A 17,130-nucleotide genomic window follows, 5' to 3' on the forward strand; every position below is an offset into this window, starting at 1 on the left:
TCCGGGACCTTGCGCCTGGCATGTGTCTCCAGGGCGTGATATCTGCGTCCTGGCGACACGTTCACACGTCGCGGTGCCGCACAACGATCACTGCGAGTGCGACTGCGATCAGCGGCCAGAGCGCGTACACGGCCCAGGAGCCGGGGACGCCGGCGGTGTACGCGAGGGAATCGGGATCCGGCGGCCAGTTCTGGACCAGGCGCTTCCAGGCGGTGACCGGCATCGCGTGGTTGATGTCGGCGGACCAGCGCTCGCTCTGCGAGAAGACCGGGGGCAGCATCAGCTGCGTGAAGACGCTGATGACCACGGTGGTGGCACTGTGCCGGATCAGGACACCGAGGCCCAGGCCGATCAGTGCGCAGACCGGGGCCAGCAGGGCGGACGCCACCATGGCCCGGGCCACACCGGGGTGGGTGATCGAGACCCCGGCGTCCTGCCCGTTCAGGATTGCCTGGGAGACCAGGAAGGAACCGGTGGAGGTGACCGTACCGACACCGGTCCACAGCGAGGCGGTGACGACCGCCTTGGCCAGCACCATCCAACCGCGGGCGGGGACGGCCACGGTGGTGGTCCGGATCAGTCCGCTGCTGTACTCGCTGACGACGGTGATGGTGCCGATGGCGCCGGCGACGATCATCAGCGTCCAGTGGCCGACCGTCGTGTAGGCGGTGAAGGGGAGGAAGTCGTGGGGCTCAGGCGTGCTCGGGCTGGAGTCCGCGATGTTGTTGTATTCCGCCAGCGCCGCCACCGCGGCGGATCCGATGACGAACACGGTGGTGAGTGCGAGCGTCCATGAGGTCGAGCGCAGGGACCGCATCTTGATCCACTCGGAGGCGAGCAGGTCGCGGAAGCGGGCGGGCGGCCCGACGACGGGCGCGGGCGAGGTGGGCGGGGGGACGGTGGGGAGTGTGGTCATCGGGTCTGTCCTGCCAGGTATTCGACGCTTTCGGCGGTGAGTTCCATGAAAGCCGCCTCCAGTGAGGCGGTCCGGGTGGTCAGCTCGTTCAGCGGGATCCGGTTCTCGAGGGCGAGCACTCCGATCCGGTCCGCCGGCAGCCCGCTCACGGCGAGCTTCTCGGCGCCCGCCGAGCCCTCCGGCTCGACCGACGCGCCTGCGGCGGTCAGTACCGCCGCCAGCTCGGCGGCCTGTTGTGTGCCCACCACGACGCCGGGGCGGGTGCTGCGGGCCGCGAAGTCCCGTACCGACTCGGCGGCGATGAGCCGGCCCCGGCCGATGACGACGAGCTGGTCGGCGGTGTTCTCCATCTCTGACATCAGATGGCTGGACAGGAAGACCGTGCGCCCCTCGGCGGCCAGGCGCCGGAAGAGCCGGCGCATCCAGAGCACGCCTTCCGGGTCCATGCCGTTGACCGGCTCGTCGAACATCAGCACGGGCGGGTCGCCGAGCAGGGCGGTGGCGATCCCGAGCCGCTGCTTCATGCCGAGCGAGAACCCGCCGATGCGGCGGGCCGCCGCCCCGGCCAGCCCCACCTCCTGCAACACCTCCTCCACCCGGCGCAGCGGGATGCCGTTGCTGCGGGCCAGGGCGGACAAGTGGGCCACGGCGCTGCGTCCGCCGTGGACCTGGCCGGCATCGAGGAGGGCGCCGACGTGCCGCAGTCCGCGTGGGTGGCTGCGGAAGGGGACGCCGCTGACGGTGGCGGCGCCGGCGGTGGGCGTGTCCAGCCCCAGGATCAACCGCAGGGTAGTGGTCTTGCCGGCTCCGTTGGGGCCGAGGAATCCGGTGACCTGGCCCGGCCGCACGGTGAAGGAAAGATGGTCAACGGCGGTCTTGCCGCCGTAGCGCTTGGTGAGTTCGTCGACTTCGATCACAAGGGCAACCCTGCCGGGAGGCCCACGTCCAATCATGGGGCCGTGGGCGGAAACCGCACGGCCTGGTCAGCCCGCGGGCCTACATCCCCGGGCCGACGTCGCGCGGGCGGCAGCTGGTTAAGCTCCCGGCATGGACGCCACACCGACCACCCCATTGCCTTCGCGCGTTTCGCATCGCCCCCCTCTCGAAGGGGCACACCGCCGATGACGGGAACAAAGGTCATGGCCTGGGCGGGGGGTTTCCTTTACCTCTTCATGGTGCTGCTGTTGGGGGGCGCGACGCGGGCTTCGGGCACGGTCCACGCCGTCGGGTCACTGCTGGCTGTGAGTCTGCTCGTCGGTGTGCTGCGACGGATGCCGCTCCTGGCTCTGGCCATGGCGCTCTTCGGATCCACTGCCGTGGTGGTGGGCACTTCGAGCTCCGTCCATGCGGGCCTGACGGTGTCGTTCCAGGGTCAGTTCCTGTCGTATCTGGCGGTGGACCTCGTCCTGGGCTTCATCGTCGCCACCTGCACGCGGCGGGCTTCGATCGTCGCCGTGGCCGTATCTTTCACCGTGCAGCTCTTGGTCATCGGCGGCTTCGCCCACGGGGACAACCTGACCGTCAACGTCGTGATCGCCCTCTTGGCGATGGCCGCATCCTGCACGGTCGGTCTGCTGAGCCGCGAACGCCGCGAGCACGCGGTGGCGCTGCGTTCGCAGGAGGTGGCCGAGGCCGTGACCGCCGAACGGCTGCGGATCGCGCGGGAGCTGCATGACATGGTCGCGCACAGTATCGGCATCATTGCCATCCAGGCCGGGGCGGGGAGCCAGGTCATCCAGACACGGCCTGCGGAGGCCCGCGAGGCACTGCGAGCCATCGAGGCCACCAGCAGAGAGACCCTGTCGGGCCTTCGGCGCACGCTGGTGGCGCTGCGTCAGGCCGACCCTGGCGCGGCGGCCTCGAGACAGGCACCGCTCGCGCCCTCACCGGGTCTGAGGGACATCGAACGGCTGGCAGCGGCGACGGCCGACGCGGGGGTACGCGTCGACGTGTGCCGCAGCGGGGAGGAACGTCCTTTGCCGGCCGACATCGACCTGTCCGCCTACCGTATCGTGCAGGAGGCGCTGACCAACGTGGTCCGCCACGCGGGCACCGGGCGTTGTCGGGTGGCCATCGACTACGGGGACGAGGAGCTGTCGGTGGAGGTCGTCGACGACGGGCGCGGCGCCACTGAAAACGGCTCGGCCCATGGCTTCGGCATCGTGGGCATGCGGGAGCGGGTCGGCCTGCTGCACGGCCACCTCAGTGCCGGGCCGCGTCCCGAGGGCGGCTTCCGGGTGGCGGCGCGGTTGCCGCTGCCCGAACCTGCCGGAGTTCTGGAGGAGGCCCGATGATCATCCGGGTCGTGCTCGCCGATGACCAGCCGTTGGTGCGGTCCGGTCTGCGCATGGTCATGGCCGATCATCCCGACCTGGTGGTCGTCGGTGAGGCCGCCACCGGCGTCGAGGCAGTCCAATTGGTCAGGGATGTCAGCCCCGACGTCGTGGTGATGGACATCCGGATGCCCGGCATGGACGGGATCGAGGCCACTCGCCTGATCATGGCCGGCCCGGCCACGACCCGCGTCCTCGTCCTGACCACCTTCGACGAGGACGACCACGTCTACGGCGCGCTCCGGGCCGGCGCGAGCGGCTTCGTGGTCAAGGACATGGCGCTGAACGACATCCTCGCGGCGATCCGCGTGGTCGCCGCCGGCGACGCACTGATCGCGCCGGGGGTGACGCGCCGTCTGATCGCGGACTTCGTCGGGCGCCCCGGAGCTGCCCCGGAGCTCCCTCCACGGTCGGTCGAGGGCATCACCGAGCGGGAACGGGAGGTCCTGACCCTGGTCGGGCGCGGCCGGTCGAACACGGAGATCGCGGAGGACCTCTGCATCACGGTGGCCACCGCCAAGTCGCACGTGTCACGTCTGTTCACCAAACTGGGCGCCCGGGACCGGGTCCAGCTCGTGATCACCGCCTATGAGACGGGGCTCGTCACGCTGCCTCGCTGAGCGCGTCCCTGGACCCCTGGGTGGAAGCCGGAAACGTCGTGTCGCCCCCGCATCAGCTCCTTCATGGCTGCCGGCGCCCAGCTCACTCGCCCGCGTCGGTGGCGCACATCGCTGAATTCGGGACATCCCATCCCCTCCTCGGCTCCGGCAGCTTGCTCGCCGGGCTGCACAAAAGGTCCCAGGACCGGTGAGCACGCACGGGATGATGCCGGGGCCGGGTGACGGCCGCTGCGGCAGGGCGAGGACCCGGGCGACGTACGTCGGACTCGCGAGAGGGCCCCGGTACAGAGCTTCCTCGACTGGACAAGGCCGGCCCGGGGTGGCGGTCGCGGCGCGCTAATGCATGAACCGTGGCAGCCACTTGGCTCGGTAGTCGGGGTGACCGGCATGCTCTGCGGCCATCTGGCGGACGGCGAAACCGAGTCCGACGGCGCGGCCGGACGGGAAGTCGTAGTCGGGGCGGTCGGTGTCCTTGTCGGCGACCTCCGCGTACTCATCCAGAAGAACTCTGCTCGTCTCGATGCGGCGGCGTGTACGCGCAGGGTCCTGGAAAGCGATGTGCTGGTCGAAGCCGAGATGCCGCAGGCTGAACGCGATGGCGCCGGACCGGTCGTGCACTTCGCCGGGCACGTCGGCCGGGCACCGCCAGCTGTCACCGCCTGCCGCTTGCGCAATCTGTTCTTCCTCAGCAAGACGCGCCCGAACGAAGTCGATCATGTCGGAGTTGTCCGTCATCGGCCTTTCGAATCCTTCACCGTCATGGCTCCCCACCAGAAACCGCACCTGCCGTCCGTGCCGGTTCTGTCGGTTCACCGAGGATGTCGGACGACGATACCGAGTCGAAAGTCCGGCACCCCGGGGACACCACCTGTAGTGCGCATATCTCGGTGCCGAGGTGGTCGGGACCGCCGTCGCCCCATGCGCAGACCGACTGGCAGGACACCGTAGGGTGGGCCGTCCGACGGCTCGCCCACGGGCTCGGGTGGCGACGCAAGGAGCACACGATGCCCACGTCCCAGCGGCGCCTGACGATCAGTCAGGTCGACGTGCGCCGTCTGGTCCTCTCGCGCCAGCACCTGGCCGGCCCCCGACTGCCGGCGGACGCGACGAGTCTGCGCACCGCTTTCCGGGCACTGGGCTATGTGCAACTGGACCCCGTCGACGTCGTGGCGCCGAGCCATGAGCTGGTCCTGTGGAGCCGCCTCGGACCACGGGCCGGCTCCCTCTTCTCCGGCCTGTGGTGGCAGGACCGACGGCTGTTCGAGTACTGGGCGCACGCCGTGGCCGTGGTACTCACCGAGGACTACCCGATACACCGGGTTTCGATGGACACGTACCCTCCGCCGAACGTGTCGTACACCGCGACGTGGATGGCCGCCAACGACCGGCTTCGCAAGCACGTGCTGCATCGACTCGGCGAAGGCGCTCCCCTGCCCACCGGTGCGTTCGAGGACTGCGCGGTGGTCGACTGGGCCTCGACCGGATGGACAGCCGGCCGCAATGTCGAGCGGAGGTCGGTCACTCGGCGGCTGCGATGAAGCCTTCTGCGGGGTTTCCCCGTCGACCCGACCGGGCAACCGGCCGCGCGGTCGCTGACCGCTTACGATCACTGACTGCAACCGCACCCCTTCGTCCCTCATGATTCCGAGCGCAGAGGGGCGACCGGACGAGAGAAGAGAACCGCCCATGACCGCCGTGCGCGGAACATCCGTGGACATCCCCACACAGGACGGCAATGCCGACGCCTACCTGACCCATCCCGACGACGGAAGTCCCCACCCCGGGGTCCTGCTCTGCACGGACGCCTTCGGACTCCGTCCTCACCTGAAGAAGATGGCCGACCGTCTTGCCGAAGCCGGCTACACAGTCCTGGCCCCCAACGTCTTCTACCGCCATGGGCGAGCGCCGGTGGTCGAGCTGCCCGACTTCATCGACCCGGCCCGACGCCCGGAGATCTTCGAGCGTCTCGGCCCGATCATGCAGTCACTGACACCCGATCTGGCGATGCGCGACGCCGACGCCTACCTGACCTGGCTGACAGACTGCCCCCTGGCCACTGACGGGCCGGTCGGCATCACGGGTTACTGCATGGGCGCAGGCCTTGCCCTGCGTACCGCCGGTACCTACCCGGAGCGGGTCGCGGCCATGGCAGGCTTCCACGGCGGGCGCCTGGCCACCGAAGCTGCCGACAGCCCGCACCTTGTCGCCGGCCGGATCACCGCGGAGCTGTACTTCGGCCACGCCGACCAGGACCCCTCGCTGCCCCCCGAGCAGATCAACCGCCTCGACGAGGCCCTCACCGCAGCGGGTGTGCGCCACCGCAGCGAGGTCTACACCGGGGCGCACCACGGTTTCACCCAGGCAGACACCGCCGCCTACGACAGCACAGCGGACGAACGCCACTGGAAAGCACTGACGGCACTCCTGGACCGCACCCTCTGACCGGCACGCGTTCAGATCGCGGCCACCGCACCACGGACATACGGTCGGCGAGGGCACAGGCGCCCCACGCAGCCTCTGCGCGCGGCCCGCGAGCCGGCAGCCGTCGACGACCGGATCAGAACGCAGGACACGAGAGGAAGCCGCGATGTCGGTCGAGAACACCCCCACTGTCTCCCTCGGGCCCGACAGCGGCCTGGACCAGGTCTTCGAGCTGGCTCAGCAGCTGCGCGTGGACTCCGTTCGCGCCAGCACCGCCGTCGGCTCTGGCCACCCCACCTCCAGCCTGTCCGCCGCGGATCTGATGGCCGTCCTCATGACACGCCAACTGCGCTACGACTGGCAGAACCCGAAGAACCCGGCCAACGACCACCTGATCTTCTCCAAGGGGCACGCCTCCCCCCTGCTGTACGCGATGTTCCTCGCCGCCGGTGCGATCGACGAAGAGGAACTGATGACCACCTACCGCCGCAACGGCGCCCGACTGCAGGGCCACCCCACTCCGGTCCTGCCCTGGGTGGATGCGGCCACCGGCTCCCTGGGCCAGGGCATCGCCTACGGTGTCGGCATCGCGCTCGCCGGACGGGACCTGGAACACCAGCCGTACCGTGTGTGGGTGCTGTGCGGCGACAGCGAGATGGCCGAAGGGTCGGTGTGGGAAGCCCTGGACAAGGCAGGCCGCCACCGGTTGGCCAACTTCATCGCGATCATCGACGTCAACCGCCTCGGCCAGAGCGGCCCCACGGAGCTGGGCTGGGACACCGGCGCCTACGCCCGCCGCGCCGAAGCCTTCGGCTGCCGCGCCCTGGTCGTCGACGGCCATGACCTCGCGGCCGTCGAACAAGCCCTGGCCGCCGCGGACGACGGGCAGGCCCCCACCGTCATCGTCGCCAAGACCGTCAAGGGTCAGGGCGTCTTCGAGGTCGCGGACGCCGAGGGCTGGCACGGCAAGGCGCTGCCCGACGATCTCGCCGCACGAGCCATCACCGAACTGGGCGGCGTCCGCCACCTCACCGTCCGCGGCCCCCAGCCGCCCGCCGCCGCCCCCAGTGCCCCGGCCGCTCCCGTGGAGGTGACGCTGCCGCACTTCGAGGTCGGCGAAACCGTCGCCACCCGCGTCGCCTTCGGCAAGGCGCTCGCCGCGATCGGCGCCCGGCCCGACATCGTGGCCCTGGACGCCGAGGTGGGCAACTCCACCCACGCGGAGGATTTCGGCAAGGCACACCCCGAGCGGTACTTCCAGATGTACATCGCCGAACAGCAGATGATCGCCGGCGCGGTCGGTATGGCCGCACGCGGCTACCGCCCCTACGCCACCACCTTCGCCGCCTTCCTCACCCGAGCCCATGACTTCATCCGTATGGCGGCCGTCTCCCAGATCTCCATGAGCCTGTGCGGGACCCACTGCGGTGTCGAGATCGGCGCGGACGGCCCCTCCCAGATGGGCCTGGAAGACATCGCCATGATGCGCGCCGTCCATGGCTCCACCGTGCTCTACCCCAGCGACGCCACATCCGCTGCCGCTCTGACCGCCGCAATGGCCTACCTGGACGGCATCTCCTACCTTCGCACCACCCGGGGCGCCTACCCCGTCCTCTACGCCCCCGACGAAACCTTCCCCGTTGGCGGGTCCAAGACCCTGCGCGCGAGCGACAGCGACAAGGTCACTCTCATCGGCGCCGGCGTCACCCTCCACGAATGCCTCGCCGCCGCCGACCAGCTCGCCGCCGAGAACATCCCCGTCCGGGTTGTCGACCTGTACTCCGTCAAGCCCCTGGACCTCGACACGCTCGCCCGCGCCGCCCAGGACACCGGCGCACTGGTCGTCGTCGAGGATCACCACCCCGAAGGCGGCATGGGCGAGGCCGTACTGTCCGCACTCGCCGCACAGCGACTGGCCCCCGCAGTCGTCCACCTCGCCGTGCGCAATCTGCCGGGCTCCGGAACCCCCTCCGAACTCCTCGACATCGCAGGCATCTCACGCACCCACATCATCCGAACAGCCCAAGACCTCGCCGCCCGCTGAGCGCTGCCGCCGTGGGCGGCGATGAGAGTGGGGGCGCTGGGCCCTGCTCCTGCGCCAGTGGGGCGTCACCGCGGGCATGGGGTCTGCCGCCGCCTTCGCCACCAACACCGGCTCACGGGACGAGGACGTCGACAGCGCCGTGGAACAGCGCCGCGCCACGGCCGCCGCGGTCAGGTAGCCGGTCTGCCCGCACTTCGGCGGGCAGACCCCGCGCGCCCTACCGCGACGCCGGCACCTTCAGCCTGTCCCAACTGGCCCTGCCCGGCGCGCCGTCCGCGTCCTTGCCCCGGTACCCCAGCTTGTGCTGCCACGCCGCGTAGGACTTGCGGTCCGCGTCGGTCCACTCGGGGCCGGGGCCCTCCTCGTAACGGCCGCAGCCCTCCGCGACCAGGCGCTTGCCCATGGCAGTAATCCGCTTGTCGTGGTGGCCGGCCCGGAAGAAGGCCGAGCCGGGGAACGGCTCGTACGCGGGCCGGGGCTTGGTCGGCGGTTCGGGGCTTCCGCCACCGCCCGGTTTGTGGCTCCGCAGGCGGTCGGCGATGCGCGAACGCATGCCGTCCATCGTGAAGCCGCGCGGGTCCTGCTTGCCCGGCTGCCACTCCTTGTGGCCGATGACGGAACGCTCGCTCCAGCCGTGGGCCCGGCAGATCGCGGCCGAGACCTTCTCGATGGCCTCCTTCTGGGCCTCGGGCCAGGGGTCCTTGCCGTTGCCGAGATTGATGCACTCGAAGCCGTAGAAGTGGCGATTGCCGTCGGTGTCGGCCTCGTTGTCCGGCGGCAGTTTCGTCTCGTTGACGACGGCACGCAGGACGTCGCCGTCGCCGAGGCCCGCATGGTTGGCGCGGCCGTTGCCGACCATGTGGACGTGGCCCTTCTTGTCGATCACGCCATGGCACAGCGGGCCGGGGAGGCCCGAGTAGCCGTTGTAGCAGATGTCCACGGACGCGTCGGTGCCCGAGGTGACGGTGTGGTGGATCATCACACCGTTCATCGGACCCCATGGGCCCTTCGAATTGCGGTTGTGGGTACGCCAGTTGCGTACCTCGTGGACTGTCAGACCCTCCGCACGCAGGATCTCCACCAGCTTGGACGCGCTCAGTGGCTTGGCCATCACTTGTCTCCTTCCACTGCGGTTTCCGCCTCGGGCGTGGTCTGTGACCGGGGTTCCGCCGGGGCGTCCTGCGTCGTCTCCGCCGCGTACTCCTCTTCGGCCGCGAGTGCTTCCGCGGCGAGCGCCGCCTCGTCCGCTGCCGGAACGCCGTACCCGAGTGGGGCGAAAACGAGCCGCAGGTCGACGGGGGCGTCCTCGCCCTTCACCAGGGCCAGCGGCGCGAAGTGCCGTGCGATGCCCGTGGGGGCCTGGAGCAGCGGCTTGCGCGCGTCGTTCGTGGGCCACTCGACGCTGCCGGTCGCGGTGCGGGCTGGGACGATCCAGTGATCGCCGGTGCGGTAGGTGCCGCCCTTGGCGAAGTACACCTCGACGCCGTCCTCGAGAGGCAGCCACTCGCCCTCCGCGACACGGACGGCTCCGCCCGGCAGGCCGGCCGAGCGGCCCTGGCGCCTGGTGCCCGCACGGTGGTCCCAACGACGCAGGAACGGGTGCAGATGGGGCAGCCGTCCCACGCCCGGCTCCGGCTCGGCGGACAGCCGCACCCGCCGTCCCGGCAGGTCCAGCTCCTCGACCCGCAGCAGGGGGAGGGCCTCCAGACGCGAGGCGTACGCGGTGTCGGTGAACTCCACCTGGTCGCCCACGTCCAGGTCCAGCTTGTCGTCCTGGCCGAAACCCGCCAACTGCACCCATGTTCCGTCCAGTTCGTCCACCGGGAAGACGACCGAGCCGTTCTCGCGCGACCACTTGAACGTGGCGTCCCCGGCCGGGCCCCCGTTGTGCACCTCCACCCGGTACAACTGGTTCTCCGGACCGCGGTAGCGGGCGTCCGGTTTGACCAGGCACGGGTCCTCGTCCGCGCGGTCGGGACGCTCGGCGCGGGCCGCGAGGTACGCGGAGGGGGCGCTTTGGCCAAGCGCCCACTGGGTGAACTTCTCGCTCACCTGCTCCTTCGACGGGTCGCTCTCCTCGATGCCGAGCGCGGTGAGCGTGAGCGGCAGCACCTGCCAGACGACCTTCGCGCGTGCCGCAGTGTCCGGCATCGCCGAGCCGAGCGCCACCTCGCGCAGCGCCGGGTCCTCCGCCGCGGTGACGACACGCTCCCACACCTTCAGATAGACCACGAAGGGCACTTGGGCGGGCGACGGCAGCCGGTCGCCCGGCCTCTCCGGGTCGCGGAAGCCGTCCGGCTGGTCCCAGTACGTCCAGAACGCGGGCGGCGTGGCGGCCTCGGCGTCGTCGTCCGCGGCGCCCTCGTCCGGGACCGGCACACCGGGCGCGGTCCGGTCCGCGTCGCACAGGATGCCGTCGACGTAGTAGCGGCCGCCGTAGATGTTCAGGGTGTCGATGTCGTGCTTGCCACCCACGTACTGGATGCGGAAGCCCGCCGCGTCGCGCGGCGCACCGTGCCGGCCGATCAGGTCGGCGGCGAGCGTACGCACCCGGTGGAGCTCGATCGCGGCCTGCTCGTTGGCGTCGGCGTCGAGCTGGACGCGGCCCTGCTGGGAGATGACCGCGGAATAGTGCCGCTCCGGGCGGAAGGTGGAGCGGGAGAGATCAGCGTGCATGAAGGGGGTCCCCCTGGTTCAGGAATGTGCGGGTCGAGAGAGTCATCGGGATCGGTGCGGCCGGATCAGGTGACGTAGAAGATCCCGGCGTCCGTGCCCGCGGGCGTGTACTGCGCGAGCCGCGCCCGCAGGCTCGTCTCGCGCTGCGGCCGGTACAGGTCGTGGAAGGCGCCCATCTCGGCCCCGTCCTGCGCCCCGCGCCGGATCTCCTGGGCGCACCGGTCCGCCAACTGCCCGTACCAGGGCGTCCCGTAGCGCTCCGACGTGAACAGCGGCCGCACGCGCGAGGCCTCGCCGGGACCGGCCAGGTCCGGCCGGCAGCGGTACCTGCGCGGCGTACGCGAGCCGACGGGGACGTACGAGAAGCGCAGGCAGCCGATGCCGCGCCGCGCCACGTGGAGCCGTCCGGTGAACACGGAGTCCTCCGCGACCGCCACCGCGTGCGTGTGCACCTCGCCGATCACCGTGGTGCGGTGCGCGTGCAGGACGGCGTGGGCGTGCCGGCAGTCCGGGGCGGACAGGGCCGGGCGCTCGCTTCCGGTGGCGTCCAGGACGCTGTCGCGGATGTGGATGTCGAGCGGTTCCTCGGACACCTCGTCGCCGATGACCTCGATCGTGCCCAGGATGCTGTCCTCGATCTGCAGGCACGCCGTGGTGCGCTCCAGGACGATGCTCGGCTCCTGCGGCGCGTGCGGAGCGCACTCGGGTTCCAGGGACCAGCCGGGTACGAGCGTCGTGTGGCGCACGACGACCGCACCCACCGGGCCCGTCACGTTGATGCCGCGGCCGGCGACGAGCAGTCCGTCGAGGGTGATCCGCGGACGCTCGCCCGGTTCGCAATCCCCGGACACGGAACGGATGTTGAGCGCGTCCGGACGGTTGCTGTACCAGTCCAGGAGCCGGATCACCGGGCGGGTGCCCTCCGCCGCGCGCACTTCGAGGCGGTCGCCGGGGTCGAGGTCGAAGTCCAGCTGCTCCTGGTGGGCGCCGCTGTGCGTGATCTCGATGATGCCCTCGGGTCCGCAGGTCCCGGCCCGCCGGTCGTGCTGCCAGGCCCGGTACGCGCCCATGATCTGCCGGTACGTCTGCCCGGGCCCGACCCGGTAGAGCGCGGCTTCCGGGCGGGGCGGGCGGTCCCGTGCGTACTCGCCGCCGCCCATGTCGGCGCCGGACGCGTAGTGGTAGTCGACCCAGACGCCCTGCCGGGGCGCGGACCGCGAGCCGAACGCGATCCGCCCGAGCTCCGGGTCGACGGCGACCTGCCCGCGCTTGGGCCGGTAGCGCCAGTCCGACAGGTCGGCCACCACGATGTCCGACGGCGGCACCGGCCTGTCCTCACCGTCGCGCCGGATGACGAAGCTCTTGCCCGGGCCGTAGTAGTCGGCGAGCCGGTCGTGCAGTTGGCGGCGCCGGATGAACGCGGGAACGTTGTCGATCGTCGCGATGTGCGTCGCCGAGGGCTCCGGGACCGGCTTGGTCACCAGTGGGCTGTCGTTGCCGAGGATGGAGAAGGTGTAGAGGTTGCGGGCCCGGTCGATGCAGTACGCGGGTGAGGACGTCAGCGGGTGCGCCCTCAGCCGCCAGACGAAGAGGCCGACCCCGGCGGGAGTCAGGCCACCTTGCCTGCGGCGGGAGTTGGCGCTCCTGACGTCGACCGAGCGGGCCACCGTCCCGAAGGCGGAACCTGCCAGGTCGAGCGCGGATCCGTCCCGCAGGTCGGCGAGGCGCCCGCGCCGCGAGCGGCCCGCGTCCCCGGACCCGGCGGACCCGGCCCCGTACAGCTTGACCGGCTGCTGGTGCGAGACGAGCCGGGACAGTTCGACCGCCCGCGCCGGCCATCCCGCCACCTGTTCGCAGAGCTCTTCGAGCAGGTGCAGCGTGCCCTTGCGGCGCAGGTTCGCGACCGTGGCGGCCACGTCGCGGCGCGGCGCGATCGCCTCCGTCAGCGCGGCAGCCGAACTCCCGCTCCGCAGACCGGTGGTGAGGACGCGCTCATAGCCGGGCAGATTGCGATAGCCCACGAGGTCGCCGAGGTACGGAAGCACCCAGGGCGTCGCCGTCTCCACGAACAGGTCTTCGTAACTCTGCTCGACCCCGTTGCGTACGACATCGATCTGCTCGGCCATCACCGCGAGGAGGGCGCGCAGCGGCTCGCCCTCCTCGGCGTCCCTGAGGCGGTGCCACGGGGGGAGCAGCTGAGCGAGCCCGTCCGGCTCCCTGGACATCACTTGACCTCCGTCAGAATCAGCGTGTCCGCGGCCTTGGGCGTCAGCAGTACGAGCTGCGCCGGGCGGATGCCGCGGAAGACGAACACCGAGCGGCCCTCGGCGAGGCGCCGGGTATCGGTGATGTCGGGGTTGAGGCGCAGGAGTTCGGCGAGCGGCACGCCGTGGCGTGCGCAGACCTCCGACAATGTCTCGCCGCCCTTCCTGCGCACGGTGTGGATCTTCTCGTCGTACGTCGCCGAGGGCGCCGGGACCGTGGACCTCGGCTCACCGGGCGTGCCGAGCAGCCGCGTCAGCTCCTGCGCGGAGGCGCCGACGGCGGCGGACGCGGACACCCCGGTGAAGACATCGACATCCATGTAGTCGACCCCCGGCACCGAATGGGCCGTCGCGAGAACCTCCGAAAGGCGGGCCGGCTGACCCAACTCCCTTCCCTCGAAACCGAGTCGGCGCAGCAGTGCCTGGCGCAGTCGTGGTTCGACGACCTCCCAGGTGTGGTCGGGCGCGAGCTTCACCTTCGCGGCGATCAGCAGCAGCACCAGCTCGCGCACGTCCACCCGAACGGGCAGGCGCGCGTCGCCGTACTCCGTGAGCGAGCCGCGCAGCGCGCGCAGCAGCGCCGAATCACCGGTGGCGTCGGCAAGTGGAACGTCGTCCGTGCCCGCGACTGTCACATGCAGCACGCGCCGTCGCCCGTCGAAGAGTTCACCCGCAGCGGCCCGGCCGATCCCGGCGCGGGAGCGTGCGAAGTCCTCGTAGTCGGACACGGACACCAGGCGGTCCAGGGCCGCGACCGCGAGCGGCACGGTGCGCCGCGTCAGCGCCGGCCCGTCCGCGTCCGTACCGCCCGACGCCGGGCGCGGGTTGGTGACCGATGTGACTCCGAGCGGTCGGGTCATGGCCTGGGTGATGCGCTCCGCCGCCACGTTCGCCGCCCTGCCGGTGCCGAAGCGGTAACGGGCGCGCACGTTCTCGTGGCCGCTGGGCAGGCGCGCGCCGTGCACGCCGTCGCCGAACGTCACCGTGGTGCGGCCGTCGCCGGTCGTGCCCGTGATGTACACGCGCTCGCGCGGCCCGCGCCCCGCCAGGCTGTCGACCGCGTGCCAGAGAAGCCCGTCGACGCGGATCTCCAGGACGGGCGTGGCGCCCAGCGGGGTGTCGGACGCCATCCAGGTGAGCGGCGACTGCCACAACGTGAACGTCTGGTTCGTACGGTCGGCGTCGCCGCTGCCGATCGGTTCGTCCCGGTCCTCGCCGTGCGTCGCCTCCACCACATTGCCGAGGACCTTCACCGTTTCGCGCCGGTAGCGGTATGCGAGATCGGCTGTCAGCGTCAGCTTCGTATGGACGTGGTCGCCCGGCAGCTGCGGATCGAGCGCCGGCTCGGCGGCCGCGACGACCACGACCTCGGTGGCCTCGACGCCCCCGCCCGAGGTGCCGGGGATGTCGCTGCGCCTGCCGCTGACGACGAGGGTGCGGCCGGGGCGCAGCCCGTCGTACAGCTCGGCGAGTTCCAGCTCGTTGCCGTGCACGTCCTCGCCGAGCGGCTCGTCCGCCAGGCGCAGCGGCTCGCCGGCGGCGTGCACGGTGGTGTCACGGATGTGCGAGAGCAGCACGTCCTTGTCGTCCAGCCAGGGGTCGGCGAGGACGAGTTCGGTGCCGCGGCCCGTGATGCCGTAATTGGTGTACGCGGCCGTGCGCACGGCCACGACCTTCGTGGTGACGAGCTTGAATCTCTTGTCACCGGGGTGGGCGTCGTCGTCCCCCTTGGCGGGCCGCTCGATCGCGACCCAGCTCCCGACGGTGATGCTGTCGTACACGGTGTCCAGCTGCACCACGCGACGGTTGGCAGGGGCCGGCTTGGTGGCGATGACGATCTCCACGTTGGGAGCGGTGGTGCCGACCGTGTACCGGAGGGCCACCTCGTACTCGCCGTGCGTGAAATGCGCCGGGACGCCCGGACGGAGGGGAACCTCCTCGGCCGTGCCGTTGTACACGCCGACGTTGATCACGCCGTGCGCGTCCGGGCGCGACACGAAGAGCGTCCGCTCGGGCAGGCCCGAGTGGAGGCGGGCGGTGACGCCCGGCTCCTGGGAGTCGGCGGGGCGGCGGCTGAGCCAGTTCAGCTCGCGGTCCTGGCCGCTGCGGGTGGAGAGCTCGACCTGACCGGGGCCGAGGGGGAGGTTCTCCGGCTGGGGGATGGGCAGAGTCCTGGCGCGCTGGTCGGAGCTGCTGCCCTCGACGTGCTGGAACTCGGCCGTCTGCGGGACCTTTCCCGCGGGGTCGAACACGACGCGCATGGTGGTGAGGACGGCGCCGGTCAGAGGCCAGTCCGCGGTACGGATCACCCGCCCGCGGTCGTCCTGGACCGGCTTCAGGGGAGCCGTTGCCCCGAAGGGAGCCGCTTGTGCACGCAGGGCGAGCAGCTCACGCAGGAGGCTCGGAGCGCCCGGGACCGCGGCCTGCCGCCAGGCGGGATAGAGGGTGCCGAGGGCCGGGTCGAGGGTTTTGAGCAGACGGGCCGTGTCCGCGCCCGGCGTGGCGGACCTCCCGCCCCTCGGGGCGGGAGCCTTTCCGCCCAGGGCGGGAAGGAGGGCGGTGAGCGCCTGCAGCGCGGCCTCCTCCGGGCGAAGGAGCGGGGCGCCCGTCCGGGCGGGCGACGACTCCCCCTCCGGCCGGGACGGGTCCTTCCCGGGTCGGGATGGCTCCGCCTCCGGTCGGGAAGGGGCCAAATCCCCCGACCGTTCCGCAAGTTCGGCCAGTACGGCTTCGAGCTGAGCGAACCACTCGGCCACGTCCTCGTACGGTGTCGCCAGGACCTGCGCCTCGGCGAGGCGGTCCATGGGCTCCATGAGGACGGCGGCGAACTGCTCCGGAGTCTTCACGCCGCCGAGGCCGTCCCGCAGCAAAGTGAGCACCTGGTCGTCGAAGTCGTCGATCAGACGGCTCACCGGACGCGGGTTGGGGACGTCGGGCGTGGGCGGCTCGTCGCCCGGCTCGCCCGGAGCCCGGGGCTCGGTGGTCCAGCGGCGAACCTCGTCGACGAGCTCCCCGAGCGTCGGCGGGGCCGAGCGCGGCAGGCTGATCGCCGTGATCCCGTCGTCCCGGTCGACGCGTACGTGCGAGACGGGAAGGAGCAGCCGCTCGCCACCCGCCTGCTCACCGAAGACGAAGAGCAGCTGATCACCCGTCCGAAGGGAGTTCGCCGTGCCCTCGACGAAGATTTCGGAGCGGCGGGTGAGGTCCTCAGGAATGATCAGGCAGGGGCGCCGGCGGCGGAGAGCCAGTTCGTTCCAGTCCCAGCGGGCCGTCAGGTCCCGGCTGGTCTCGAACGTCTGCGACTCCTCGTCGGCCGATGCGGGGACGCTGTTGCTGCGCGCTCCGCTGGGGATGACCACGGGGAGGGTCTCCGCCCGCGGGTCACGGTCGAGGGTGTACGCGAGATGCGTGGTCGCGGCGACGCCGGGACGTGGCCGGTGACCGACCAGGCGGCCGAGCAGCACCAGCGAGCGGTGCTCGCCGGCGGTGCGCAGATAGGCCTCGTCGGCGATCCGCTCGGAGTGGAACGTCAGCAGGTCACCGAGGACGGCGGTCGCGTCGAGGAGACCGATCGCCGGGTCGTCGGGGGTGCGGACGGTCAGCCTGTCGAGCGCCGGACAGGCGGGGGACGCAAGCCGGTCGAGCAGGGCGGAAAGGAAGGAGCCGTACTCGCCGACGCGGTAGTCGAGGGCATTGCGGCCCGGCGGGTTGTGCGGCGCGGCGGGGGGCACCCGCTCGTCGTGGCCGCCCGCGCAGGTACCGGTACAGCCGCAGTCGGGGGTGGGCTCGTCGCTCATCGGGCACCTCCAGGGTTTGCCGCCGCGGGCCGGTGGCGGTGGTCGCGGGCGGCGCGCAG

The 17,130-nt window shown here is 71.3% G+C and carries 12 protein-coding genes; 5 read left to right on the top strand and 7 right to left on the bottom strand.

The features are described 5' to 3' along the window. Positions 1-61: 61 nt before the first annotated feature. Positions 62-916 carry an ABC transporter permease gene (locus ACIPEK_RS14090; protein WP_401995001.1) on the bottom strand — a complete coding sequence of 285 codons (855 nt, stop codon included), beginning with the start codon at positions 914-916 and terminating at the stop codon, positions 62-64. Further along, complete coding sequence (locus ACIPEK_RS14095; protein WP_401995004.1) at positions 913-1,833, bottom strand: ABC transporter ATP-binding protein; 921 nt, start codon at positions 1,831-1,833, stop codon at positions 913-915. Before ACIPEK_RS14095 ends, ACIPEK_RS14090 begins: the two co-directional genes overlap by 4 nt. 204 nt (positions 1,834-2,037) lie before the next feature. On the opposite strand from ACIPEK_RS14095, the gene ACIPEK_RS14100 reads away from it, so the two are divergent. Both ACIPEK_RS14100 and ACIPEK_RS14105 read left to right on the top strand, forming a co-directional pair. Then, the gene (locus ACIPEK_RS14100) at positions 2,038-3,210 is read left to right on the top strand and encodes a histidine kinase (RefSeq protein WP_401995007.1); all 1,173 of its coding nucleotides are present in this window, start codon (positions 2,038-2,040) and stop codon (positions 3,208-3,210) included. After that, complete coding sequence (locus ACIPEK_RS14105) at positions 3,207-3,869, top strand: response regulator (protein ID WP_401995010.1); 663 nt, start codon at positions 3,207-3,209, stop codon at positions 3,867-3,869. The genes ACIPEK_RS14100 and ACIPEK_RS14105 overlap by 4 nt, the downstream gene beginning before the upstream one ends. A 336-nt stretch (positions 3,870-4,205) precedes the next feature. On the opposite strand, the gene ACIPEK_RS14110 is transcribed toward ACIPEK_RS14105, so the two are convergent. Continuing rightward, complete coding sequence (locus tag ACIPEK_RS14110; protein WP_401995012.1) at positions 4,206-4,604, bottom strand: DUF6221 family protein; 399 nt, start codon at positions 4,602-4,604, stop codon at positions 4,206-4,208. Positions 4,605-4,873: 269 nt separating this feature from the next. On the opposite strand from ACIPEK_RS14110, the gene ACIPEK_RS14115 reads away from it, so the two are divergent. The 3 genes from ACIPEK_RS14115 (at position 4,874) to ACIPEK_RS14125 (ending at position 8,334) form a co-directional block, all read left to right on the top strand. Then, positions 4,874-5,407 (top strand): hypothetical protein, encoded by a 534-nt coding sequence (locus ACIPEK_RS14115; protein WP_401995015.1) that lies wholly within the window; start codon positions 4,874-4,876, stop codon positions 5,405-5,407. A gap of 148 nt (positions 5,408-5,555) precedes the next feature. Next, positions 5,556-6,311: a dienelactone hydrolase family protein gene (locus tag ACIPEK_RS14120; RefSeq protein ID WP_401995018.1), complete on the top strand. Its 756-nt coding sequence runs from the start codon at positions 5,556-5,558 to the stop codon at positions 6,309-6,311. A gap of 145 nt (positions 6,312-6,456) precedes the next feature. Then, positions 6,457-8,334: a transketolase gene (locus ACIPEK_RS14125; protein ID WP_401995021.1), complete on the top strand. Its 1,878-nt coding sequence runs from the start codon at positions 6,457-6,459 to the stop codon at positions 8,332-8,334. Positions 8,335-8,551: 217 nt separating this feature from the next. On the opposite strand, the gene ACIPEK_RS14130 is transcribed toward ACIPEK_RS14125, so the two are convergent. From ACIPEK_RS14130 to ACIPEK_RS14145, 4 genes are all read right to left on the bottom strand, one after another. Continuing rightward, on the bottom strand, positions 8,552-9,445 hold the full coding sequence (locus tag ACIPEK_RS14130; RefSeq protein WP_401995024.1) for a peptidoglycan-binding protein: 894 nt from the start codon (positions 9,443-9,445) through the stop codon (positions 8,552-8,554). After that, positions 9,445-11,010 (bottom strand): DUF6519 domain-containing protein, encoded by a 1,566-nt coding sequence (locus ACIPEK_RS14135; RefSeq protein WP_401995027.1) that lies wholly within the window; start codon positions 11,008-11,010, stop codon positions 9,445-9,447. Before ACIPEK_RS14135 ends, ACIPEK_RS14130 begins: the two co-directional genes overlap by 1 nt. Positions 11,011-11,075: 65 nt before the next feature. After that, positions 11,076-13,235, bottom strand: coding sequence for a hypothetical protein (locus tag ACIPEK_RS14140; RefSeq protein ID WP_401995030.1), 2,160 nt, complete (start codon positions 13,233-13,235; stop codon positions 11,076-11,078). Further along, a complete protein-coding gene (locus ACIPEK_RS14145) occupies positions 13,235-17,071 on the bottom strand; it encodes a putative baseplate assembly protein (RefSeq protein WP_401995033.1) in 3,837 nt (1,278 codons plus the stop codon). The genes ACIPEK_RS14140 and ACIPEK_RS14145 overlap by 1 nt, the downstream gene beginning before the upstream one ends. Positions 17,072-17,130 lie beyond the last annotated feature (59 nt).

It is taken from the genome of Streptomyces sp. NPDC088246, from assembly GCF_044741025.1.
In the GTDB taxonomy this organism is placed as follows: Bacteria; Actinomycetota; Actinomycetes; order Streptomycetales; family Streptomycetaceae; genus Streptomyces.